This window comes from Actinomycetota bacterium, from assembly GCA_036280995.1.
Classification (GTDB): domain Bacteria; phylum Actinomycetota; class CALGFH01; order CALGFH01; family CALGFH01; genus CALGFH01.
This window is the reverse complement of the sequence record DASUPQ010000254.1, coordinates 1-21,973: the sequence shown is the minus strand read 5'-3', so window position 1 is coordinate 21,973 and position 21,973 is coordinate 1. Positions and strand designations below refer to the sequence as shown.

Genomic DNA, 21,973 nt, shown 5'->3' with positions numbered 1-21,973 from the left:
GGCGCACCCCGCGCCGGTGGTGCGCCAGATCGTGCACCTGCGCTGGACCCAGCGGCTCGGGCCGGTCCAGATCGCCGCTCGGGTCGGGTTGGCTCCCTCGACGGTGCATGCCGTGTTGGTCCGCTGCCGCATCAGTCGCCTGGCCCATCTGGACCGGGCCACCGGCCAGCCCATCCGTCGCTATGAGCACCCCCATCCCGGCGACCTGGTCCACATCGATGTCAAGAAGTTGGGCAGCATCCCGGTCGGAGGTGGCCATCGGTTCCTGGGCCGCGCTGTCGGTGGCCGCAACCGCCAGGCCGACCGCTCCAGCGGCCACCACAGCCGGCATCGCAACCCGCTGATCGGTCATGGGTTCATCCACGCCGCGGTCGATGACCACTCCCGGCTGGCCTATGCCGAGATCCACCCCGATGAGACCAGCCAGACTGCGGTCGGGTTCCTGCAGCGAGCCCAGGCCTGGTTCGCCGACCATGGCGTTGTCACCCAGCGGGTGCTAACCGACAACGGCAGCTGCTACCGCAGCCACCGGTGGCGCCAGACCTGCCAGCAGCTAGGGATCACCGCCACCCGCACCCGACCCTCTCGGCCCCAGACCAACGGCAAGGTCGAGCGGTTCAACCGCACCCTGGTCGAGGGCTGGGCCTATCGACGGCTCTATCCCAGCGAAGCGGCCCGCCGGGCCGCCTTCTCACCCTGGCTGCACTGGTATAACCACCACCGGCCCCACAGCGCACTCAGCGGTCGTCCACCCATCACCCGCTGCACCAACCTCCCCGAGCCTTACACCTAGCCGACCGGCCCGGCCGGGCCGGTCGGAGTCTGTCGATCGTCGGCCGAAGTCCGGCTCCAAGCCGTTGCGGGAACCGGCCGGGAACCGGGTGCGTCCAACATGGTGACGTTCCCCGGACCGGACAGGGTGGTGGTGCACGGTGGGCAGGCGGGTCGTGGCCTACGTGGTGGCCGCGGTGGTCACGGTCGCGCTGGTGGCCGGCGGGGTGCTGGCCGCCCGGGGCGGCCGCGACCGGTCGCCGGCCGTCCTCCCCGCCCTCGACCTCGGCACCGCCGGCCCGGCCACCGCGGGCACGGACGGCGCCGGCACGGCCATCGAGCCGGCCCCGGCCCCGGGCGGCACCGAGCCGGGCCGGGCCTCCGGGTCCGGCGCCGTCGCCGGGCCCTGGCCGCGGGTGACCTACCGGCTGGGAGGTCCCCTTCCGAGCCTGCCCGAGGAGGGGCGGGCCTGGACGCTGGGGGACACGGCCGACGCGGGCCGGGTCGCCGCCCTGGCCGCCGCCCTCGGGCTTGGCGGTCAGCCCCGGGAGGAGGCGAACGGCTGGACGCTGCGGGACGGCCGCCGTGCCCTGGTCGTCCACAAGCTGGCCGGGGCGCCCTGGACCTACGGTGCGGGGCTCCTGAGCCCCTGCCCGCTCAGGTCCGGCGGCGGTCCCTACCGTCCCGGCGCCGGCGTCCAGTGCCTCGACCCCGACGCCCCCGTCGCCAGCCCGCCCGTGGCCCCGGCCAGGCCGTTCCCGCCCCGCGACCTGCCCACCCGGGCCGAGGCCGAGCGGGTCGCCCGCGACCTGGCCATCAGGGCCGGGCTCGACCTGGACGGGGCCGAGGTGAAGGTCACCCGCGGCTTCGCCACCCGCACCGTCACCATCGCCCCGGCGGTGGGCGGCCAGCCGACCTCCGGGTTCGCCTGGAGGATCGACGTCGGCGCCAAGGGCGTCGTCCAGCACGCCTCGGGCTGGCTGGCCACCCCGGCCCCGGCCGACACCTACCCGCTGATCGGCGTCGAGCAGGGCTTCGAGCAGCTCAAGAAGTCCGGTCCGTTCGGCCCGATCGCCCGGGCCGAGGCGCCGGCCGTGGAGCTCGACCCGTGCCCGGCGGGCGGCAAGGTCCCCTGCACGAGCCTGCCGGCACGGGTCGCGACCGTCACCGGGGTCCGCCTCGGCCTCCTGCTCGCCCCCGCCGTGGCCACCGAGGACCGGCCGGCCCAGGTCGCCTACCTGCTCCCCGCCTACCTGTTCGACCTGGAGGGCGGCTGGACCGACGTCCGCGCCGTCCCCGCCGTGCCCGAGCGCTACCTGACCGGATGACGGCGCGGAGTCGGCCTGCGGCCGACGACCAATGAGATTCCGACCGGCTCCGCCGGTCGTCGGCTAGCGGTGGATGAGGACCGGGGTGCCCATGGGCACCTGCGGGTAGAGGGCCTCGACGTCCGACAGGTGCATGCGGATGCAGCCGTGGGAGGCGTAGCTGCCGATCGAGTAGCTGGCGTAGGTGCCGTGGATCAGGATCCCGGAGGCGTTCAGCGACATCGCCCTGGTGCCGAGCGGGTTGCCCGGGCCGGGCGGGATCGACTTGGGCATGTCGGCCCCCCAGCCGTCGGGGGCCGGGTTGGTCCAGGTCGGGTTGACCCGCTTGTACACGACCTCCCAGGTCCCCTGCGGGGTGGGGAAGCTGGGCTGGCCGGTGGCCACCGGGTAGACCTTGCGCACCTTGAGGCCGTCGTAGAAGGTCAGCCGGTTGGTGGACAGGTTGATCTCGATGGTCTTGCCGAGCTTGTCGTTGGTGACCTTGGGGGCGACCGGCCTGGTGACCAGCTTGACCTTGCCGGCGTCGCCGCGCAGGCCCTTGGCCAGGGCGCGGGTGCTGGCCTTGATATCGAGGACCCGGCCGTTCTTCGCCTTCTGCTTGACGACCTTGCCGTCGACCAGCTTGATCGAGGCGTTGGTGGGCGCCACGGCCAGCTTGGGGGCCAGGGCGCGCACGAACCCGGCCACCTTGGCGTCGTCGGTGGCCAGGGCGACGTCGACCGAGTGGGTCACCGGCTTGCTGGTCAGCCGGTGCCAGAAGTCCGCGTACCAGGTGAGCTCCGGCCCGCTGAGGGCCTTGTCGACCGCCTGCTCGACCCCGGCGGCGTGCCCGAGCCCGGCCGGCGTGACCGGCCAGCGCTTGTCGCCGCCGACCACGAACACGCCCCGGCGCAGCTTCGGCTCGGTGGTCGCCTTGACGGCGGCGACGGCCTCGTCGCGGGTCATGCCGCCGACGTCGACCCCGCCGACGGTGACGCCGGTCAGGACCCGGCCCGACGAGGCGCTCACCCGGGCGGTGGCGGCCACGCTCATGGCGGCCAGCAGCACCACGGCCAGGACGACGACCGCGGCAAGGCGCTGCCAGCCGGACAGCCCAGCGGGGCGCTTCCAGCTTGGCAACCGAACCCGCGGTACATTCATCGATTCAGATCCTTCCCTGAGTGGCACACTCGGACACATCCCTCGGCTCGCCGTCCCCCCAACCTGAAGCGCGCCGACCACCGAGCGTGTTCCTTTCCTACTAGATGGACACGCGTTCGACAACCACCAACGGGGATCGTTGGGGGTTCGAGGACGGATCGTTACAAGCCGCTCAGGGGCTCGGCTCGGCCCCCAGCCGCCGGGTCAGGTTGTCGAGCAGCTCGCCGTGGATGCGGCGCAGGCCCCTCGGGGCGAAGGTGCGCTCGAAGAGGCCGCCGATCCCGCCGTGGCCCTCCCAGACGGTCGACAGCCTGAGCTCGGTGGCGGTGCCGCTGGCCGTCGGGCTGAGGATCTGCCTGCCCATCGCGTGCTGCGCCTCCGCTTGGTCGCTCGGTCGGATCGGGTCCAGCATTGGACCATGACCGACCCGCCCCTCGCCCCGGCGGCCGCCCTGCGCCGCATCGCCTTCCTGCTCGAGCGGGGCCGCGAGCCGACCTACAAGGTCCGCGCCTTCCGGCGGGCCGCGGCCACCGTGGACGCCACCGACCCGGACGAGCTGGCCCGGCTGGCCGCCGCGCCCGGGCCCGGTCTCCGCGACCTGCCCGGCATCGGCGAGGTCACCGAGCGGGCCATCCGCGAGGCCCTGGCCGGCGAGGTCCCGGTGTACCTGCGCCGCCTGGAGGCGATCGAGGGCCAGCCGGTGGCCGAGGGCGCGGCCGCCCTCCGGGCCGCCCTCCGGGGCGACTGCCACTCCCACTCCACCTGGTCCGACGGGGGCAGCCCGATCGGGGAGATGGCCACCGCGGCCCGCGACCTCGGCCACGAGTACCTGGTCCTGACCGACCACTCACCGCGGCTGACGGTCGCCAACGGCCTCAGCCCGGAGCGGCTGCGGGCCCAGCTCGACGAGGTCGCCCGGCTCAACCAGGAGCTGGCCCCCTTCCGCATCCTCACCGGGATCGAGGTCGACATCCTCGAGGACGGCACCCTCGACCAGACCGACGAGCTGCTGGCCCGGCTCGACGTGGTCGTGGCCAGCGTCCACTCCAAGCTGCGCATGCCCGGCCCGGAGATGACCCGGCGGATGGTCGCCGCCGTGGCCAACCCCCACACCGACGTCCTCGGCCACTGCACCGGCCGCATCGTGGCCGGCCGGGGCCGCCCCGAGAGCGAGTTCGACCCCGAGGCGGTGTTCGCCGCCTGCGCCGAGCACGGGGTCGCCGTCGAGGTCAACTCCCGGCCCGAGCGCCAGGACCCGCCCAAGCGCCTGCTCCGGCTGGCCGTGGAGGCCGGCTGCGGCTTCGCCATCGACACCGACGCCCACGCCCCCGGCCAGCTCGACTGGCAGCTCGGCGGCTGCGAGCGGGCCTTCGCCTGCGGGGTCACCCCCGAGCAGGTGGTCAACACCCGCGACGCCGAAAGCCTGCTCGCCTGGGCCGGCCGCCGGCGCGGCTAGTTGCCGGCGGCCGCGGCCCGCTCGGTTTCGACCAGGACGCGGCGCAGCAGCTTGCCCGACGGGGAGCGCGGGACCTGGTCGGTGAAGCGGACGGCCCGCAGGCGCTTGTAGGGGGCGACCCGCTCGGCCACCCAGGCCAGCAGCTCCTCGGCGGTCGCCTCGCCCCGGAGGGCGATGTGGGCGACCGGGACCTCGCCGGCCTGGGGGTCGGGGCGGGGCACCACGGCGGCGTCGGCGACGGCCGGGTGGGCGGTCAGCAGGTGCTCCAGCTCGGCCGGGGGCACCTGGTAGCCCTTGTACTTGATCAGCTCCTTGAGCCGGTCGACCACGAACAGGTAGCCGTCGGCGTCGACGTAGCAGAGGTCGCCGGTGTGCAGCCAGCCGTCGCCGTCGACGGTCGCCGCCGTCGCCTCCGCGTTGTGGCGGTAGCCGCGCATGACCTGGGGACCGCGCAGCCACAGCTCCCCGGTGCGGCCGGGACCGAGGTCGGTGCCGTGCTCGGGGTCGACGATCCGGCCCTCGGTGCCGGGCAGGAGCCGGCCGACCGACCCGGGCCGCGGCGCCTCCAGCGGGGCGATGGCGAACGTCGCCGACCCCTCGGTCATGCCGAACCCCTGCGCGACCAGGCAGCCGAGCCGCTCGGCGCAGCGCTGCTCCACGTCGGCGCCGAGGGGGGCGCCCCCGCAACCGAGGAACCGGAGCGACGAAAGGTCGTAGCGGTCGACCAGCGGATGGCTGGCCAGGGCGAGGACGACCGGCGGGACCACCACCGTGCAGGTCGCGCGGTGCCCCTGGACGATCTCGAGGAAGCCGGCGAAGTCGAACCGGGACATGGTGACCACCGTCGCCCCCGCCCGCAGGCTGCAGGGAAGGATCAGGTTGAGGCCGATGGCGTGGAAGAACGGCGCCACCGCGACGACCACGTCGTCGGGGGTGAACCCGAGCGCGGCCTGGGTCTGGCGGACGTTGGCGACCAGGTTGGCATGGGTCAGCTCGACCCCCTTGGGCAGCCCGGTGGTGCCGCTGGAGTAGGGGAGTACGGCCAGGTCGCGGATGGGGTCGATCGCCACCGCCGGTGGCGGCTCGCCGGTGCCGAGCAGGCTGGCGAACGGGGTGGCGCCGTCGGCCTCGCCGAAGACCATCAGCTCCCGGACCCCGGCCCTGGCCGCGGCCTCCCTGGCCGTCTGGAGGAACGGCGGCACGGTCACGAGCACGCTGGCGCCCGAGTCGGCCAGCTGGCCGGCCAGCTCGTCGGCGGTCAGCAGGGGGTTGGCGCCGGTGACGGCGCCGCCGGCGGCCATCGCCCCGTAGACCGCCAGGGCGTACTCGGGCAGGTTGGGGCTGGAGACGGCGAGCACGTCGCCGTGGCCGAAGCCGCGCGCGGCCAGGCCGGCCGCGACCCGCTCGACCCCGGCGGCCAGCTGCCGGTAGGACAGGGTCCGGCCGGTCGGGCCGTCGACCAGGGCCGGCTTGTCGCCAAGGTCCCGGGCGTGCTCGAGGAGGAAGCGGGGGAGCGAGACCGGGTCGTGGCCTTCGAGCGGCTCGCCGGCCCAGCTGCGGGGGCTGGCCACGGGCGCGGCGGTCATCGGACGACCTCCGCCGGGCGCCGGGTGGTGACCGGGGTGGGGCCGCGGAACGGGACCAGCGAGGCGGCCATCGGGGTGAAGTGGTGGTCGGCCTCGCAGCCGGTCTTGACGTGCTCGACCGGGCCGTCGGTGGACGGCCAGGTCCAGCGGTCGTACACCCAGGCCGGGGCCTGGCAGGTCGGGTCGGGGCAGGCGATGACGTCCACGATGGGCTCCTCCCGGAGTCGGTTATCTGGCCGGACCCTAGCCGGCCGGCGTTTCCCGACCGTTTGTCCGTCGTGTTCGCGCCGCTGTTCCGATAAGGTGCGGAGAGGAGATGGCAGGGGCGACGATGGAGCAGAGGCTTCGCGTCCGTGTGCTCGGGGCGACCGAGCTGGCCGTGGACGGGCGCCCGGTGGCCGGGCTGGCGTCGGCCAAGGCGACAGCGCTGCTCGTCCACCTGGCGGTGACCGGGACGGCGCGGTCGCGCTCGGCCCTGGCCGGCCTGCTCTGGAGCGACCTTCCCGAGGAGACCGCCCGGGCCAACCTGCGACTGGCCCTGACCAAGCTGCGCCGGGCGCTGCCGGAGCAGCTGCTGGTGACCAGGCAGTCGGTCGCCCTCGACCCGGCCCGGCCGGTCTGGGTCGACGCGGTCGAGGTGGCGCGGCTGGCCGCGGTCCGGCCGGAGGGAGAGGAGCTGCTGGCCGGGGCCCGGCTCTGCCGCGGGGAGCTCCTGGCCGGCTTCGAGGTCCAGGGGGCCGAGCTGTTCGACGAGTGGGTGCTCGGCCGGCGGGCCGCCGCCCGGGCCGACCAGCTGGCGCTGCTGGAGCGGGCCGTCGAGGACGCCCGCGAGCGCCGCGACACCGCCGCCGGGGTCGAGGTCGCCCGCCGCATGCTGGAGCTGGAGCCGCTGCACGAGGAGGCGCACCGGGCGCTGATGTGGTTCCTGGCCACCGGTGGCCAGCGCGGCGCCGCCCTGGCCCAGTTCGAGACCTGCCGCTATCTGCTCCGCGAGGAGCTGGGCGAGGAGCCGTCGGCGGCCGCCGTCGCCCTGCGCGACCAGATCGCCCAGGCGGGCGGGTTCGCCGACCTGGGCCCGGCCCCGGCCGGGGCCGGAGCGGCCGCGGCCGGGGCGGCCGCGGCGCCGCGGCCGCTGACCTCGCTGATCGGGCGGGAGGAAGACCTGGCCCGGCTGCATGCCCTGCTCGACGACCCCGCCTGCCGGCTGGTGACCCTGGTCGGGCCGGGTGGCATCGGCAAGACCCGGCTGGCCCTGGAGGCCGGCGCGACCCGGCGGGGGCGCTACCGCGACGGGGTGCTGACGGTGTCGTTCGTCGGGACCAGCCCGGCGCGGCCGGAGGAGGCGGCCGACCTGGTGGTGACCAACCTGGCCGCCGCGCTGGGCGTGTCCCTGGCCGTCCCCCGCGACCCGGCGGAGCTGCTCGCCGACCACCTGGCCGGCCAGGAGCTGCTGCTGATCCTCGACAACCTCGAGCAGCTCCGCGACGCCGCCGGGGTGCTGGCCGAGCTGCTCACCCGGGCCCCCGGGGTGCAGATGCTGGGCACGTCGCGGCGGCGGCTGGGGCTCGGGGCCGAGTGGCTGGTCGAGGTGTCCGGCCTCCCCTACCCGCCGGCCGGGGCCGAGGCGGACGCGGCCGGCTACGCCGCCGTCCAGCTGTTCGAGGAGCGGGCCCGGCTGCTGCGGTCCGGGTTCCGGCCGGCCGCCGACCTGGCCGGGGTCGCGCGGGTCTGCCGGCTGGTCGCCGGGGTGCCCCTCGCCATCGAGCTGGCCTCCCGCTGGGTGCGCTCGGCCTCGCCCGCGGCCATCGCCGACCGCCTGGCCGCCGGCGGCGAGCTGCTGGAGACGACCGCCCCCGACGTGGAGCCGCGCCACCGCAGCATCCGGTCGGTGATCGACTGGTCCTGGGAGCTGCTCGGCGCCAGCGAGCGCCAGGCCCTGGCCCGCCTCTCGGTGCTGCGAGGCGGCTTCGACCTGGACGCGGCCGCCGCCGTGGCCGGCGCCGGGCTGCCCCTGCTGGCCGGCCTGGTCGACCACTCCCTGGTCGAGGCGGAGGAGGACGGTCGCTACGGCATGCACGAGCTGCTCCGCCAGGACGCCGCCCAGCGCCTGGCCGCCGACCCGGCCGACGAGCACGAGGTCCGGCGGCGCCACGCCGCCTGGTTCTCCGGCCTGCTCCCCGACCCGGACCGGCCGCCGGCCGCCGCGGTCGACCTGGACGCCGACGTCGAGAACCTCCGGGCCGCCACCGACTGGCTGGTGACCAACGCCGACCCGGCGGAGCTCGACCGCCACCTGGAGCGGCTCTGGCAGCAGTACCGGCGCAAGGGCTGGTTCCGGGAGGCCCAGGCGGTCTTCGCCGCCGCCCTCCGGCGCGGCGAGGTCCCGGCGCCGCTCCGGGCCCACTGGCACCGCCTGCTGGCCGCGGCCCACATGGAGCTCGGCGAGATGGGCCCGGCCCGGGAGCACTTCGAGCGCGCCCTGGCCCTGCTCGGCAACCGGCTCCCGACGTCCACCCTCGGGTGGTCGGAGATGCTGGGCAGCCAGGTCCTGCGGTGGCCGCTGCGGCGGCTGCGGCCGGGCAGCCCGGTGGAGCGGCACCGGGACCGGCGCGAGCGGGCAGCCGAGTCGGCCGCGGTCTGCTATCAGCTGCAGGAGGCCTGCTGGATGCTGGAGGACCAGGCGCCGCTGATCCCGATGGCGCTGTGGGCGCTGGACCTGTCCGAACGGGCCGGGCGGGCCGACCTGATGATGATGAACCAGGCCGGGCTGGGGAACTCCCTGACCGCGGGCGGGCTCCACCGGCTGGCCCGCCGCCAGGTCCGGGCCGCCGCCGCGGCCGCCGGGCGGACCACCGACCCCATGGCCGTCACCTGGACCCAGGTCGTGGCCAGCCTGCACTGGATCGGGGTGGGCGACTGGGCGGCCCTGGACGCCGGGCTGCCGCGGGCGCTGGAGGTGGGGCGAGCGGCCGGGCTGCACCGGATGGTCGACCAGCTGCTGCTCCTCGGCGGCGTCTCCCGGTACCTGACGGGCCGGTTCGAGGAGGCCGCGGCCATGAGCGACGAGGCGCTGGCCGCCGGCCGCGACCGCCGCGACCCGCAGGTGCAGCTGTGGAGCCTGCTCGTCCTGGCCGAGTCGCGCCTGCGGACCGACCCGGGCGACCCGGCCCTGACCGGGATCGTGGAGGAGGCCGAGCCGCTGCTGGCCGGCGGGGTTCCCACCATCGACGCCGTCCGCTTCCACGTCGCCGCGGCCCGTCTCCGCCTCGCCGGCGGGCGCACGGCCGACGCCTGGCGCTCGATCCGCGCCGCCGCCGCCCTGGGCGGCCCGGAGCGCTCGTTCCACCCCTACACCATCGAGGCCCACGCCGGCGTTCCCGAGGTCTGCCGGGCCCTGCTGGAGCAGGACGAGCCGCCGGGCGCCGACCCGGCCGAGCTGCGGGCCACCGCCACCGCCGGCCTGCGCCGGCTGCACCGCTACGGCCGCGCCTTCCCCATGGCCCGCCCGCGTGGCCTGCTCGACGCGGGCTCCTGGCATCGGCTGGAGGGTCGCCCGCGGCAGGCGGCCCGGTCCTGGGCGCGGGCCGTCCAGGCCGCCGAGCGCCTGGCCATGCCGTACGAGCTGGCCAGGGCCCACCTCGAGCTGGGCCGCCAGCTGGCCGGGACCGAGCGCTCCCCGCTCGGCCTGGACCGGAGCGGCCACCTGGAGCGGGCCGCCGCCGGGTTCGCGGCCCTCGGCTGCCGCGCCGACCTGGCCGCCGTCCAGGCCGTGACCAGCAGCGGACCCGCTAGCCCGCTCGGCCGAACCGGAAGCGGGTGACGTCGGTGGGGAAGGCGCTCCAGGCCCGGGCCCGTTCCGGGCGCAGCGCCCAGGCGCCTTCGGAGTAGGCGTTGGGAGGCGGGGCGTAGCCGTACTTGGCCTTGGAGGCGGCCATCAGGCGCTCGGTCAGCTCGGGCGACGGCGGCACCTTCTCGATCGACCCCTCCAGGATCACCGCGGCCATGGTGTCCTCGAGGTGGACCACGACCCGCCGGTCGTGCTCCAGGTTGCGCTGGTGGAGGGTGTCGGGGCTGCCGCCGTACCACCAGGCGCCGTCGAGCCAGAGGCCGTCGACGGGCACGACGTGGGCGCGGCCGTCGCGCCGGGTGGTGACCAGCCAGTAGCGCGGCGCCTCCTCCAGCCGGGACCGGACGGCCGCCCAGTCCATGGTCGTCGTCGCCGTCCCGTATCCCGCCGGCAGGTCGATCGGCTCGGCGACGGGGTCCATCGGCACCTCCCGCGGTGGACGTGTGGGACTAGCCTGGATCCTAGCCAACGGCTGCGACGGACTGGAGGCTGGCGTGGCGGGAGTGGTCGAGTCGGTGAACGTCGGGACCCCGAGGGAGGTCAGCTGGCGCGGCCAGGTCGTGCGGACCGCGATCTGGAAGGACCCGGTGCCCGGGCGGGTCCGGGTCAGGGCGACCAACGTCGACGGCGACGAGCAGGGCAACCCCGAGGTCCACGGCGGCGTCGACCAGGCGCTGTACGCCTATGCCGCCGAGGACTACGAGTGGTGGGGCGGCGAGCTCGGCCGCGCGCTGGGCCCGGGGACCTTCGGCGACAACCTGACCGTCCGCGGGATCGACGTCAGCGGCGCCGTGGTCGGCGAGCGCTGGCGGGCCGGCGGCACCCTGCTCGAGGTCACCGCGCCCCGCACCCCCTGCTACAAGCTGGGGATCCGCATGGGCAGCCAGGCGTTCCCGCGCCGGTTCGCGGCCGCCCGCCGGCCCGGCGCCTACCTCCGCGTCCTGGCCGAGGGCGAGCTCGGCGCCGGCGACCCGGTCGAGGTCGTCCACCGGCCCGGGCACGGCCTCACCGTGGCCGAGGTGTCGCGCATCTACCACGACGACCACGCCGGCGCGCCCCGGCTGCTCCAGGCGCCGGAGCTGTCCGGCACCTGGAAGCAGTGGGCCGAGAAACTCGCCACCAGCCCCGGCCGGTCCTGAGACCACTTCGAGGAGGCGGGATGTTCCAGGAGCTGTTCCCCATCCTCTCCACCGCGGACCTGCCCCGGGCGCTCAGCTTCTACCGGGACCTGCTCGGCTTCGAGGTCACCTACCAGTTCCCGCCCGACGGCGAGCCGGGCTATGTGGCCCTGGACCTGGGCCGGTCCCACCTCGGCATCGGCGCCGACCAGGACGCGGCCGACGGTGGGCCGGCTCCGGACGGCCGCCGCTTCACGCTCTGGGTGTACGCCGACGACTGCGACGCCGCCGTCGAGCACCTGCGCGGGCACGGCGTCCGCGTGCTGGCCGAGCCGGCCGACCAGCCGTGGGGCGAGCGCATGGCCGAGGTCGCCGACCCCGACGGCAACCGGGTGATCGTCGCCGCCAGGGGCTGAGGCCGGCGCCCTAGCGGCGGCCGACCCCGAGGACCAGGCGGGGGGTCCAGGGGAGGGTGTCGGGGGGAAGGGCGGCGACGGCGGCGATGGCCTCGCGGCGGACCGTGGCCGGGTCCTCGAGCAGGCCGGCGACGCCGACGGTGGCCAGGCGGTAGTCGACGAAGGCGGCCACGCCCGGCCAGGGGAGGTCGACCTCGACCTCGGTCACCTCGGGCCGCAGGCCGGCGCCGTCCAGCAGGGCGCGGACGGCGCCGGGGGAGCCGACCCGTTCGCTGAGCTCGTCGGCGAGGGCGCCGGCGGCGGTGCGGTCGCTGCCGGCGTGGCGGGCCACCACCTCCAGCACGGCCTGCTTGGGAAGGTAGGGCGCCTCGGGCCGGGTCCAGGTGAGCACCCCGACCAGGGGGGCGACCCGGGCCATCTCGGCAAGGGCGGCCCCCGGGTCGGGGAAGTGGTTGATGCCGAAGGCGCAGCCGGCGGCGGCGAAGGCGTCGTCGCGGAACGGCAGCCGTTCGGCGTCGCCCTGGAGGCGGGCCGGGAGCGGGTTGTGGCGCAGCTGGGCGGCGGACAGGTCGAGGGCCACCGCCGCCGGCAGCAGCCGCCCAAGGGCGCCCGACCCGGCGGCCACGTCCAGCACCGGGCCGGCCGTCCCGGCCAGGGCCCGGGCCAGCGGCCGGGCCAGGTAGGCGTAGACGAGCCGGTCCGCGCTGCGCGCGAACCCGCTGGCGGCGGCGTCGTAGGCGGCCGCGAACAGCCGCTTGGCCCGCCGGTCCCGCGGGCCCGCCCCGGTCACGACGGCGACCACACGGCCAGGGCGTCCCTGGCCCGGGCCGTCCACCAGGCCAGGTCGGCGGCCTCGCGGGCCCGGATGGCAGGGTCGGGGTGGCCGCTGGCGTGCAGCGCCTTGTCCCAGCCGAGCTGGACCAGGCCGCCCAGCAGGGCCAGGCGCAGGGCGTCCTCGTCGTGGCGGTCGCCCTCGGCGGCCCGGAAGTCGTCCAGCACCTGCTCGCGGGTGGCGTCGACGCGGCTCCAGTTGATGGCCAGGTACCAGGCGACCTCGACCGCCGGAGGCCCCCAGCCGGTCTGGGTGCCCCAGTCCAGCATCACCACCTGGTCGGCGGTCAGGCCCAGGTTGCCGAGCTTGAGGTCGCCCTGGAGCAGGGTCGACCCGAACGCCGACAGGGCGGCCGCGAACGGCTCCGGCCGCTCCAGGACGGCCAGCACCGGCTCGGCCACGTCGGCCGGGACGACCTCGGCGAACCGCTCCCAGCCGCGCCCGATCAGCCGGGGGACCTCGTCGGCGCCGTCCGCCTCCCGCCGGGCCGTTGCCGGGGAGAGGAACCGGTAGCGGTCGGCCATCGAGCACAGCTCCAGGGGCGGGTCGTCCCAGAAGCGGGCGTGCAGGGCGGCGGCCGCCTCCAGGACCCGGCGGCTGTCGCCGCGGGACAGGCGGGCGTGGTCGGGGACAAGGGCCGCCGACACGTCGCGCATGATCACCACCCAGCCGTCCTCGGCCCGCTCGGCCCCGACGACGGCGTGGTCGATGACGTCCGGCACCCTGGCCAGCACGCCCGACGACCACAGCTCGGCCGCCCGGCCGTGGTCGTGGCTGGCCCGCATGATCCAGTCGCCCCCGTCGCGGACGTGCTTGACCACGAGCGCCCGGCCGTCGGCCAGGACGACCCGTTCCAGCAGGCTCCCGGAACGGCCGTCGGCGGCGGCCAGCGGCTCCCGCGTGACCACGTCGGCCAGCAGCGACCTCATCGCCGTGCCTCAGGCGTCCTCCGGCTTTGGCTTCTGCATGTACCACTCGCGGTACTCGGCGCAGCGCCCGTCGGCGTCGAAGCGGAGCAGGAAGAGGTTGTCGTACTCGTCGCGGATGGTGCCGTTGGTGTTGTAGTAACGGCTGTAGCCCCTGGCCACCGCCGCGTCCCCGGCGACAAGGACCGGCCGGTAGCTGCCCTCGTAGGTCCCGGCCTCGTCGCGGTCCGCCAGCCAGTCGGCGACGATCGCCTCCCGCCCCCGCACCGGCTCGCTGAACGGGTCGTAGAAGTAGACGGCGTTCTCGCTGAACAGCGCCTCGATCTGCTCGCGGTCGTAGGTGCCCCAGGCCTGGCTGTAGCCGTCCAGCCAGGCCGCCACCGCCTCGGTGTCCACGGCGTCCTCCTTGCTCAGCCGGTTCGCCGTCCGAGCCTACACTGAGCCGATGAGCGAGCAGCCCGCCCCCAACCGACTGGCTGGCCAGACCAGCCCCTATCTCCTCCAGCACGCCCACAACCCGGTCGACTGGTACCCGTGGGGGCCCGAGGCCCTGGAGCGGGCCCGGGCCGAGGACAAGCCGATCCTGCTCTCCATCGGCTACGCCGCCTGCCACTGGTGCCACGTGATGGCCCATGAGTCGTTCGAGGACGACGAGACGGCCATCCAGATGAACCGGGACTTCGTCTGCGTCAAGGTCGACCGCGAGGAGCGGCCCGACCTGGACGGCATCTACATGGACGCCGTCCAGGCCATGACCGGCCACGGCGGCTGGCCGATGACGGTGTTCCTGACCCCCGAGGGCGGCCCCTTCTACGCCGGCACCTACTACCCGAAGGTCGACCGGCCGGGCATGCCCAGCTTCCGCCGGGTACTGGCCGCCGTCGCCGACGCCTGGGAGAAGCGCCGCGACGACGCCCGACGCCAGGGCGACCAGGTCGTCCAGGTGCTGGCCGCCCAGGCCGGCACCCTCGGCGGGGACGGCGACGGCCAGCTCGCCCCCGAGACGCTGCAGCAGGCGTTCGAGGGCCTCCGGGGGGCGTTCGACGGCACCTGGGGCGGGTTCGGGGCCGCCCCCAAGTTCCCTCAGCCGATGACGCTCGAGTTCCTGCTCCGCTGCCACCTGCGCGGCGAGGACGGGGCGCTCGGCATGGTCCGGCTGACCCTTGACCGGATGGCCGCCGGCGGCATCTTCGACCAGGTCGGCGGCGGCTTCCACCGCTACTCGACCGACGGGCGCTGGCTGGTCCCGCACTTCGAGAAGATGCTGTACGACAACGCCCTGCTGGTGCGGCTCTACACCCACGCCTGGCAGCTCACCGGCGACGACCGCTACCGGGCGGTGGCCGCCCGCACGGCCGACTACCTGCTGCGCGAGCTGCGCCACGGCGACGGCGGGTTCTTCTCCTCCCAGGACGCCGACTCCGAGGGGGTCGAGGGCCGCTTCTTCGTCTGGTCATGGGACGAGCTGGCCGGGATCGCCGGCGAGCCGGTGGCCCGGCACCTGGGAGCCAGCCCCGAGGGCAACTGGGAGGGCACCAACGTTCTCTGGACCCCCCAGCCCGCCGAGGCGGGGCTGGAGGCCGAGGTCGCGGCCGCGCTGCCGCGGTTGTTCGAGGCCCGCGAGGCCCGGGTCCATCCGGCGACCGACGACAAGGTGCTGGCCGCCTGGAACGGCCTGGCCGTCTCGGCCCTGGCCGAGGCCGGGCGGGCCTTCGAAGAGCCCCGCTACACCGACGCCGCCCTGGCCGCGGCCGGGTTCGTGCTCGCTGAGCTGGCCGGCGAGGACGGGCGGCTGCTGCGCTCCTGGCGCGACGGCCGCAAGGGCGGGCCCGGCTACCTGGACGACTACGCCTGCATGGCCGAGGCGTGCCTGACCCTGTACGAGTCCACCTTCGACCTGCGCTGGCTGCGCGAATCCCGGCGGCTGGCCGCGGCCATGGTCGAGCTGTTCGCCGACCCCGGCGGCGACGGCTTCTACCAGACCGGCCGCGACGCCGAGCGGCTGGTGGTCCGGCCCCGGGAGCTGTTCGACAACGCCGTCCCGGCCGGCTCGTCGGTGGCCGCCGAGGTGCTCCAGCGCCTCGGCCGCCTGACCGGCGACCCGGACGCCGAGCGGGCCGGGCTGGACGCGCTCCGGCCCGTCCTCGGGGTGCTCGGCCGGGCCCCGACCGGGTTCGGGCACGCCCTCGGGGCGGCCGACTTCGCCCTGGCCAGGGTCAGGGAGGTGGCCATCGTCGGCCGGCCAGGGGCCGACGACACCCGGGCCCTGCTCGCCCGGGTGTGGGGCGCCTACCAGCCCAACCGGGTGCTGGCGGCGGCCGCCCCCGACGACACGACCGCCCAGGCCGAGGTGCCGCTGCTGGCCGACCGGCCGGCCCTGGAGGGCCGCGCCACCGCGTACGTTTGCGAGCACTTCGTCTGCCAGCGGCCGGTCACCGAGCCGGCCGACCTGGCCGCCCAGCTGGCCTGAGCCGGCCGCCAACGCCGGGGTTTGGCAGGTCCCCGGGCAGGTAAGTCACAGGCGGCAGGGCCAATCGAGCTCGCGTCTCCTGGCCGGGGACGCGCGAGGGGCGTCGCCCGTGCCGATCGACCGGAAGTCCGTGACGCGGGAGCTGCGGCTCCTGCTCCAAGGCGCGGACGGGCTGACCGGGGAGGGCCTGGCCGCCGCCCTCCAGCGGGTGGCCGACGCGGCCGTCATGGTGCTGCGGGCCCAGGGCGCCGGGGTGATGCTGGCCGACGAACACGACGTGCTGCGTTGCGCCGCCGCCAGCGGGCCGCCGGGACGGGGCCTGGCCACCGCCCAGGAGCGGCTGGGCGCCGGACCGGCGCTGGACTCGTTCGCCGGCGACCTGCCGGTCACCTCCCGTGACGTCACCGCCGACGGGCGCTGGCCCGACCTGCGCCACCTGATCGACCGGGCCGCCGTCCGGGCCGTGCTGGCCGCCCCCCTGACCCTGCCCGGGGGCCGGCCGATCGGCGCCCTCAGCCTGCACAGCTCCCGGGCCCGGGACTGGGAGGTGGGCGAGATCGCCGCCACCATGGCCTATGGCGGGGTGGTGGCCAGCCTCATCTCCATGGCCCTGGAGGCCCGCCTCCGCGGGGTGCTGCTGGACCGCCTGCTCGACGCCCTGCGCGGGGTCGCCGACCGTCCCGACGCCGAGGGCGGCTGACTCAGGGGAGGGTGCGGACCTCCACCTTGCCGTCGGTGACCCGGGCCTCGTAGACGGGCTGGGAGGCGGCCGCCGGGCCGCGGACCACCTTGCCGTCGGCCAGGCGGAACGTGCTGCCGTGCCAGGGGCAGGTCACGCACCCGTCGGCGAAGGTGCCTTCGGCCAGCGGACCGCCCTCGTGGGTGCAGCTGGCCCACAGCGCATGCAGCCGGCTGCCCTCGCGGTACAGCAGCACGTCGGCGTCGCCGGCCCGGACGACCCGCGGGGTGGCCTCGGCCAGCTCGCCCGCGTCCAGCACCGCCGTCCACTCCTTCGGCCCGCCGGCGAACCGCCTGCGCTCGACCCCGACCCCCAAGACGTACGACAGGTGGCCGCCGAGGTAGCCGCCGACACTGATCGCCGTCGCCCCGGCCAGCCCGAGCCCGACCCCGGCCTTGCGCCGCCCCAGCAGGCGGGCCGCCAGCGACGCCGAGTAGCACACCAGGGCCAGGGTGTTGCAGCCGGCGTGGACCAGCCCCACCCGGCGGCCCTCGGGCTCGGCGTCGGCCCAGTCCGACAGCCCGGCCGCCGCCGTCGGCACGGCGGCGGCCACCCCGGCTGCGACCAGCACGTCGGCCGCCCACCTGGCCCGCCTGGTGGCGACCACGTCGAACAGCAGGGCGCCGCTCCAGAACCCGATCGGCAGCGGCACCATCAGCGGGTGGAACCGGTGGCCCAGCCAGGTGCCGCTGAGCGCGTTCTTGACCAGTCGGGGCCGGGTGGCCGGGCCCACCACGGCGACCACGGCCTCGGCCGGCTGATCGAGGGCCTCGGCCTCCTCCAAGCGCTTCATCGCCTTCTCCAGCAGCACGGGACCTCCCCTTGGGGCGAGCGGATATGGAAGGCTACCCCGCATGGTCGAGCTGGAACCGGTCGACACCGTCGAGGTCACCCTGGTGGTCGACAACTACGTCGACATCCTGGCCGCCGGGGCCGAAGGGGTGCGGCGCTTCCCCCTGGCCTACGACTTCTCCGACGGCGAGCAGCTGGTGGCCGAGCACGGCTTCTCGGCCATGGTCACGGTCACCGCCGGCGGCAGCCGCAGCTCGATCCTGTACGACGGCGGCATGACCCCGAAGGGCCTGGCCAACAACCTCGACGTCATGGAGGTCGACCCGGCCGGGCTGCGGGCCATCGTCATCTCCCACGGCCACGTCGACCACCACGGCGGCCTGGAGGGCCTGGCCGCCCGCACCGGGCGCCGCCGCCTGCCCCTGCTGCTCCACCCCGGGGCGTGGCGGGAGCGCAAGATCACCTTCCCGACCGGGGCCGAGCTCCACCTCCCCCCGCCGAGCCGGGCCGACCTGGAGGCCGAGGGCCTGGAGGTGGTCGAGGAGCGCGGCCCCACCCTGCTGCTCGACGGCCGCGCACTCGTCTCCGGCCAGGTCCCCCGGGTCACCGAGTTCGAGGTCGGCTTTCCCATCCACCAGGCCAGGGCGGGCGCTGGCTGGGAGCCCGACCCGCTGATCCTCGACGACCAGAACGTGATCGTCGACGTCGCCGGCAAGGGCCTGGTGGTGGTGTCCGGCTGCTCCCACGCCGGCGCCGTCAACGTGCTCGACAACGCCCGCCGGCTGACCGGCCGCGACCGGATCATCGGGTTCGTGGGCGGCTTCCACCTGACCGGGGCCGTGTTCGAGCCGATCATCGAGCCGTCGATCGCCGCCTTCGCCGCCTTCGGGGTCGAACGGGTCGTCCCCGGCCACTGCACCGGCTGGAAGGCCACCCACCGCCTGGCCCAGGCCCTCCCGGACGCGTTCGTGCAGCCGTCGGTGGGGACGGTCTTCCAGTTCTGAGCGGGACAGCGGTCGGAGGTCGCCCACGGGCCGAACTGTCCCCGCTGGCTGCTAGGCTGCACCGCCCATGGGGGAAGCGACCTGGTGGCAGCGCGGGGTGATCTACCAGATCTACCCGCGCTCGTTCATGGACAGCGACGGCGACGGGGTCGGCGACCTCCCGGGCCTGCTGGCCCGGCTGGACCACCTGACCTGGCTCGGGGTGGACGCCCTGTGGCTGTCGCCGGTGTACCCCTCGCCGATGGCCGACTGCGGCTACGACATCAGCGACTACTGCGGCGTCGACCCCCTGTTCGGCACCCTCGACGACCTGGACCGGCTGATCGCGGCCGCCCACGGCCTGGGGCTGCGGGTGCTGCTCGACTGGGTGCCGAACCACACCTCCGACCGGCACCCCTGGTTCCAGGCGTCACGCTCGGACAGGGACGACCCCCGGCGCGACTGGTACGTCTGGCGCGACCCCCGGCCCGGCGGCGGCCCGCCCAGCAACTGGCTCGACTACGCCGGCCGCAGCGCCTGGCGCTGGGACGAGCGCACCGGCCAGTACTACTACCGGATCTTCCTCGATCAGCAGCCCGACCTGAACTGGCGCAACCCCGAGGTCCAGGAGGCGATGTTCGAGACCCTGCGGTTCTGGCTGCGCCGCGGGGTCGACGGGTTCCGCATCGACGTGCTGTCGCTGCTGGTCGAGGACGACCAGCTCCGCGACAACCCGCCCAACCCCGGCTACCGGCCGGGCGAGGACCTCCCCTACATGCGGGAGCTGTCGGTCTGGAACGTCGACCGCCCCGAGACCCGGGAGCTGGCCGCCCGGATCCGCAAGGTGGTCGACGAGTTCGGCGACGACCGGGTGCTGCTGGCCGAGCTGGTGCTGCCGCTGGAGCAGACCATCGCCTACTACGGCGTCGGCGGCGACGGGATCCAGGTGCCGTTCAACTTCGAGCTGCTCACCGCCGCCTGGGAGGCCAGGGGCATCGCCGGCTACGTCGACCGCTACCTGGCCGCCCTCCCGGCCGGCGGCTGGCCGAACTGGGTCCTCGGCAACCACGACGTGTCCCGGGTGGCCAGCCGGGTCGGCCCCGCCCAGGCGCGGGTCGCGGCCATGCTGCTGCTGACCCTTCCGGGCACACCCGTCCTCTACCAGGGCGACGAGCTCGGCCTCTACGACGTGCCGATCCCGCCGGACCAGGTCAGGGACCCGATCACCCACCTGATCCCGGGCCGCGGCCGCGACCCCGAGCGCACCCCGCTGCCCTGGGACGACGGCCCCGGCGCCGGGTTCACCAGCGGCCGCCCCTGGCTGCCGCTGGGCGAGGCCAACCGGGCCCTGCACGTGGCCGGCCAGCGCGACGACCCCGCCTCCATGCTCACCCTCCACCGCCGCCTGCTGCGGCTCCGCCGCCGCACCCCGGCCCTGCACACCGGCGCCTACCAGCCGGTCGAGGCCGACGGCGACCTCCTCGCCTACCTGCGCACCGCCGGCGACGCCCGCTGGCTGGTCGCCCTCAACCTCGGCCCCGGCCCGGCCCGCCTCGACCTCCCCGGCCCGGAGCGGGCCGGCCGGGTCGCGTGCTCCACCCACCCCGCCCGCGACGGCGGGGCGGTCCGCGACACGCTGGAGCTGCGCGGCGACGAGGGCGTCGTGGTCGAGCTGGGCTGAGCACGGGAACCGTTCCGCTACGCTGGCGTCGTGCCCGCGATCCGTTCCGACCTGCGCAACATCGCCATCGTCGCCCACGTCGACCACGGCAAGACCACCCTGGTCGACGCCATGCTGCGCCAGTCCGGGGTGTTCCGGGCCAACCAGGAGGTCGTGGACCGGGTCCTGGACTCGATGGACCTGGAGCGGGAGAAGGGCATCACCATCCTGGCCAAGCAGACGGCGGTGAAGTTCCGCGGGGTGCGGGTCAACGTGGTCGACACCCCCGGTCACGCCGACTTCGGGGGCGAGGTCGAGCGGACCCTGCGCATGGTCGACGCCGTGCTGCTGCTGGTCGACGCCAGCGAGGGACCGCTGCCCCAGACCCGCTACGTGCTCGGCAAGGCGCTGGCGCGGCGGCTGCCGGTGGTGGTCTGCGTCAACAAGGTCGACCGGTCCGACGCCCGCCCGGCCGAGGTCGTCCACGAGGTCGAGGAGCTGTTCCTGGACCTGGACGCCGACGAGGACCAGATCGGCTTCCCCATCCTGTACGCCAACGCCCGCGCCGGACGGGCCGGCCACCGGCCCGACGACCTCGCCGACGACCTGTCCCCGCTGCTGGAGACGATCGTGGCCACCACCCCGCCGCCGTCCTACGAGCCCGGGCACCCGCTCCAGTTCCTGGTCACCAACCTGGACGCCGACCCGTACGTCGGCCGCCTGGCCGTGGGACGGCTGTGGCAGGGCGAGGTCCGCCTCGGCGACCGGGTCGGGGTGGCCAGGCGCGACGGCACCCTTGCCCTGGCCAAGGTGACCAAGATCGCCGGGGCCATCGGGCTGTCCCGGTCGGATCTGGAGCACGCCGGGCCGGGGGAGATCGTGGCCATCGCCGGGCTGGGCGACGTCACCGTCGGCGAGACCGTCACCGACCCCGACGACCCCCGCCCGCTGCCGGTGGTGTCCATCGACGAGCCGAGCATCTCGATGCGGTTCGGGGTCAACACCTCGCCGTTCGCGGGCAACGACGGCGCCTACCTGACCAGCCGGCACCTCAAGGAGCGGCTCGACCGGGAGGTGCTCGGCAACGTCGCCATCCGGGTGCTGCCCACCCCCTCCCCCGACACCTTCGAGGTCCAGGGCCGGGGCGAGCTCCAGCTGGCCGTGCTGATCGAGCAGGCCCGCCGCGAGGGCTACGAGCTGGAGGTGTCGCGGCCCGAGGTCATCACCCGCACCGTCGGCGGGCGGGTCCAGGAGCCGTACGAGGCCGTCACCCTGGACGTGCCCGAGGAGTTCGTCGGCGTGGTCACCCAGGGCCTGGCCCTGCGCCGGGGACGGATGACCGACATGGTCAACCACGGCACCGGCTGGGTGCGGCTCGAGTTCCGGGTCCCGGCCCGGGGGCTGATCGGCTTCCGCTCCACCCTGCTCACCGCCACCCGGGGCACGGCCATCCTGCACCACCTGTTCGACGGCTACGACGACTGGGCCGGGCCGATCAACGACCGGGTCAACGGCGCCCTGGTCGCCGACCGGGTCGGGACCACCACCGGCTACGCCCTCTGGCAGCTCCAGGAGCGGGGCGAGCTGTTCGTCGGCCCCGGCACCCAGGTGTACGAGGGCATGGTCATCGGTGAGAACGCCCGCCCCGAGGACATCGACGTCAACCCGACCCGCGAGAAGCAGAAGACCAACATCCGCACCCACGCCTCGGACGAGGCCATCCGGCTGGTCCCGCCGACCGTGCTGTCGCTGGAGCAGGCCATCGAGCGGGTCGGCCCCGACGAGCTGGTCGAGGTCACCCCGACCCAGCTGCGGCTGCGCAAGAAGGTCCTGGACGCCGCCGCCCGCGGCCGCGCCGCCAAGCGGGCCCGCCAGGGACGCTGAGAGGCGTTCACCGGGGGACCACCCC

Annotated in this window: 19 protein-coding genes and 1 pseudogene; 11 read left to right on the top strand and 9 right to left on the bottom strand. The window is 75.4% G+C overall.

From position 1 onward, the window contains the following. Window positions 1-793 (top strand): IS481 family transposase (locus VF468_08605; GenBank protein HEX5878366.1); only part of this gene is annotated, 793 nt, incomplete at its 5' end. A gap of 139 nt (window positions 794-932) precedes the next feature. Beyond that, window positions 933-2,099 (top strand): hypothetical protein, encoded by a 1,167-nt coding sequence (locus VF468_08600; GenBank protein HEX5878365.1) that lies wholly within the window; start codon window positions 933-935, stop codon window positions 2,097-2,099. A 63-nt stretch (window positions 2,100-2,162) separates the two neighbouring features. On the opposite strand, the gene VF468_08595 is transcribed toward VF468_08600, so the two are convergent. Then, the gene (locus tag VF468_08595; GenBank protein HEX5878364.1) at window positions 2,163-3,218 is read right to left on the bottom strand and encodes a L,D-transpeptidase family protein; all 1,056 of its coding nucleotides are present in this window, start codon (window positions 3,216-3,218) and stop codon (window positions 2,163-2,165) included. Window positions 3,219-3,411: 193 nt separating this feature from the next. After that, a pseudogene (locus VF468_08590) lies at window positions 3,412-3,549 on the bottom strand (SRPBCC family protein). A 108-nt stretch (window positions 3,550-3,657) separates the two neighbouring features. Here VF468_08590 and VF468_08585 point away from each other — a divergent pair. Continuing rightward, entirely contained in the window at window positions 3,658-4,695 is a 1,038-nt protein-coding gene (locus tag VF468_08585; protein HEX5878363.1) for a PHP domain-containing protein, read from the top strand. On the opposite strand, the gene VF468_08580 is transcribed toward VF468_08585, so the two are convergent. Together VF468_08580 and VF468_08575 are read right to left on the bottom strand one after the other, a co-directional pair. After that, window positions 4,692-6,281 (bottom strand): AMP-binding protein, encoded by a 1,590-nt coding sequence (locus tag VF468_08580; protein HEX5878362.1) that lies wholly within the window; start codon window positions 6,279-6,281, stop codon window positions 4,692-4,694. The genes VF468_08585 and VF468_08580 overlap by 4 nt on opposite strands. After that, the gene (locus VF468_08575) at window positions 6,278-6,487 is read right to left on the bottom strand and encodes a hypothetical protein (GenBank protein HEX5878361.1); all 210 of its coding nucleotides are present in this window, start codon (window positions 6,485-6,487) and stop codon (window positions 6,278-6,280) included. Before VF468_08575 ends, VF468_08580 begins: the two co-directional genes overlap by 4 nt. Before the next feature lie 125 nt (window positions 6,488-6,612). Between VF468_08575 and VF468_08570 the strand changes: the two genes are divergently transcribed. Then, window positions 6,613-10,101 (top strand): BTAD domain-containing putative transcriptional regulator, encoded by a 3,489-nt coding sequence (locus tag VF468_08570; GenBank protein ID HEX5878360.1) that lies wholly within the window; start codon window positions 6,613-6,615, stop codon window positions 10,099-10,101. On the opposite strand, the gene VF468_08565 is transcribed toward VF468_08570, so the two are convergent. Beyond that, window positions 10,070-10,549, bottom strand: coding sequence for a pyridoxamine 5'-phosphate oxidase family protein (locus tag VF468_08565; protein ID HEX5878359.1), 480 nt, complete (start codon window positions 10,547-10,549; stop codon window positions 10,070-10,072). The two genes, VF468_08570 and VF468_08565, sit on opposite strands and share 32 nt — an antisense overlap. A 73-nt stretch (window positions 10,550-10,622) precedes the next feature. Here VF468_08565 and VF468_08560 point away from each other — a divergent pair, with 73 nt between their 5' ends. After that, window positions 10,623-11,267, top strand: a complete 645-nt coding sequence (locus VF468_08560; protein HEX5878358.1) for an MOSC domain-containing protein — start codon at window positions 10,623-10,625, stop codon at window positions 11,265-11,267. 20 nt (window positions 11,268-11,287) lie between these two features. After that, a complete protein-coding gene (locus tag VF468_08555) occupies window positions 11,288-11,662 on the top strand; it encodes a glyoxalase superfamily protein (protein ID HEX5878357.1) in 375 nt (124 codons plus the stop codon). Window positions 11,663-11,672: 10 nt separating this feature from the next. Here the strand turns inward: VF468_08555 and VF468_08550 are convergent, their stop codons facing one another. The 3 genes from VF468_08550 to VF468_08540 are packed head-to-tail and all read right to left on the bottom strand — an operon-like array spanning window position 11,673 to window position 13,816. Further along, on the bottom strand, window positions 11,673-12,452 hold the full coding sequence (locus VF468_08550; GenBank protein ID HEX5878356.1) for a methyltransferase domain-containing protein: 780 nt from the start codon (window positions 12,450-12,452) through the stop codon (window positions 11,673-11,675). Next, the gene (locus VF468_08545) at window positions 12,449-13,423 is read right to left on the bottom strand and encodes an aminoglycoside phosphotransferase (GenBank protein HEX5878355.1); all 975 of its coding nucleotides are present in this window, start codon (window positions 13,421-13,423) and stop codon (window positions 12,449-12,451) included. Before VF468_08545 ends, VF468_08550 begins: the two co-directional genes overlap by 4 nt. A gap of 9 nt (window positions 13,424-13,432) precedes the next feature. Further along, the gene (locus tag VF468_08540) at window positions 13,433-13,816 is read right to left on the bottom strand and encodes a nuclear transport factor 2 family protein (GenBank protein HEX5878354.1); all 384 of its coding nucleotides are present in this window, start codon (window positions 13,814-13,816) and stop codon (window positions 13,433-13,435) included. A gap of 49 nt (window positions 13,817-13,865) precedes the next feature. Here VF468_08540 and VF468_08535 point away from each other — a divergent pair, with 49 nt between their 5' ends. Beyond that, on the top strand, window positions 13,866-15,890 hold the full coding sequence (locus VF468_08535; GenBank protein ID HEX5878353.1) for a thioredoxin domain-containing protein: 2,025 nt from the start codon (window positions 13,866-13,868) through the stop codon (window positions 15,888-15,890). A 109-nt stretch (window positions 15,891-15,999) separates the two neighbouring features. Beyond that, window positions 16,000-16,590, top strand: a complete 591-nt coding sequence (locus VF468_08530; GenBank protein HEX5878352.1) for a GAF domain-containing protein — start codon at window positions 16,000-16,002, stop codon at window positions 16,588-16,590. A 1-nt stretch (window position 16,591) separates the two neighbouring features. Here the strand turns inward: VF468_08530 and VF468_08525 are convergent, their stop codons facing one another. Further along, window positions 16,592-17,440 (bottom strand): Rieske 2Fe-2S domain-containing protein, encoded by an 849-nt coding sequence (locus tag VF468_08525; GenBank protein HEX5878351.1) that lies wholly within the window; start codon window positions 17,438-17,440, stop codon window positions 16,592-16,594. 43 nt (window positions 17,441-17,483) lie between these two features. Here VF468_08525 and VF468_08520 point away from each other — a divergent pair, with 43 nt between their 5' ends. The 3 genes from VF468_08520 (at window position 17,484) to typA (ending at window position 21,948) form a co-directional block, all read left to right on the top strand. Then, window positions 17,484-18,425 (top strand): MBL fold metallo-hydrolase, encoded by a 942-nt coding sequence (locus VF468_08520; protein ID HEX5878350.1) that lies wholly within the window; start codon window positions 17,484-17,486, stop codon window positions 18,423-18,425. Window positions 18,426-18,492: 67 nt separating this feature from the next. Further along, the gene (locus VF468_08515; protein HEX5878349.1) at window positions 18,493-20,085 is read left to right on the top strand and encodes an alpha-amylase family glycosyl hydrolase; all 1,593 of its coding nucleotides are present in this window, start codon (window positions 18,493-18,495) and stop codon (window positions 20,083-20,085) included. A 30-nt stretch (window positions 20,086-20,115) separates the two neighbouring features. After that, a complete protein-coding gene (typA, locus tag VF468_08510; GenBank protein ID HEX5878348.1) occupies window positions 20,116-21,948 on the top strand; it encodes a translational GTPase TypA in 1,833 nt (610 codons plus the stop codon). The last annotated feature ends 25 nt before the right edge of the window (window positions 21,949-21,973 follow it).

Excerpts from the sequence above, each read along its gene's own strand:
- VF468_08585 (HEX5878363.1), top strand. The coding sequence starts at position 3,658 with ATGACCGACCCGCCCCTCGCCCCGGCGGCCGCCCTGCGCCGCATCGCC.
- VF468_08580 (HEX5878362.1), bottom strand. The coding sequence starts at position 6,281 with ATGACCGCCGCGCCCGTGGCCAGCCCCCGCAGCTGGGCCGGCGAGCCG.
- VF468_08570 (HEX5878360.1), top strand. The coding sequence starts at position 6,613 with ATGGAGCAGAGGCTTCGCGTCCGTGTGCTCGGGGCGACCGAGCTGGCC.
- VF468_08565 (HEX5878359.1), bottom strand. The coding sequence starts at position 10,549 with ATGGACCCCGTCGCCGAGCCGATCGACCTGCCGGCGGGATACGGGACG.
- VF468_08555 (HEX5878357.1), top strand. The coding sequence starts at position 11,288 with ATGTTCCAGGAGCTGTTCCCCATCCTCTCCACCGCGGACCTGCCCCGG.
- VF468_08545 (HEX5878355.1), bottom strand. The coding sequence starts at position 13,423 with ATGAGGTCGCTGCTGGCCGACGTGGTCACGCGGGAGCCGCTGGCCGCC.
- VF468_08535 (HEX5878353.1), top strand. The coding sequence starts at position 13,866 with ATGAGCGAGCAGCCCGCCCCCAACCGACTGGCTGGCCAGACCAGCCCC.
- VF468_08520 (HEX5878350.1), top strand. The coding sequence starts at position 17,484 with ATGGTCGAGCTGGAACCGGTCGACACCGTCGAGGTCACCCTGGTGGTC.
- VF468_08515 (HEX5878349.1), top strand. The coding sequence starts at position 18,493 with ATGGGGGAAGCGACCTGGTGGCAGCGCGGGGTGATCTACCAGATCTAC.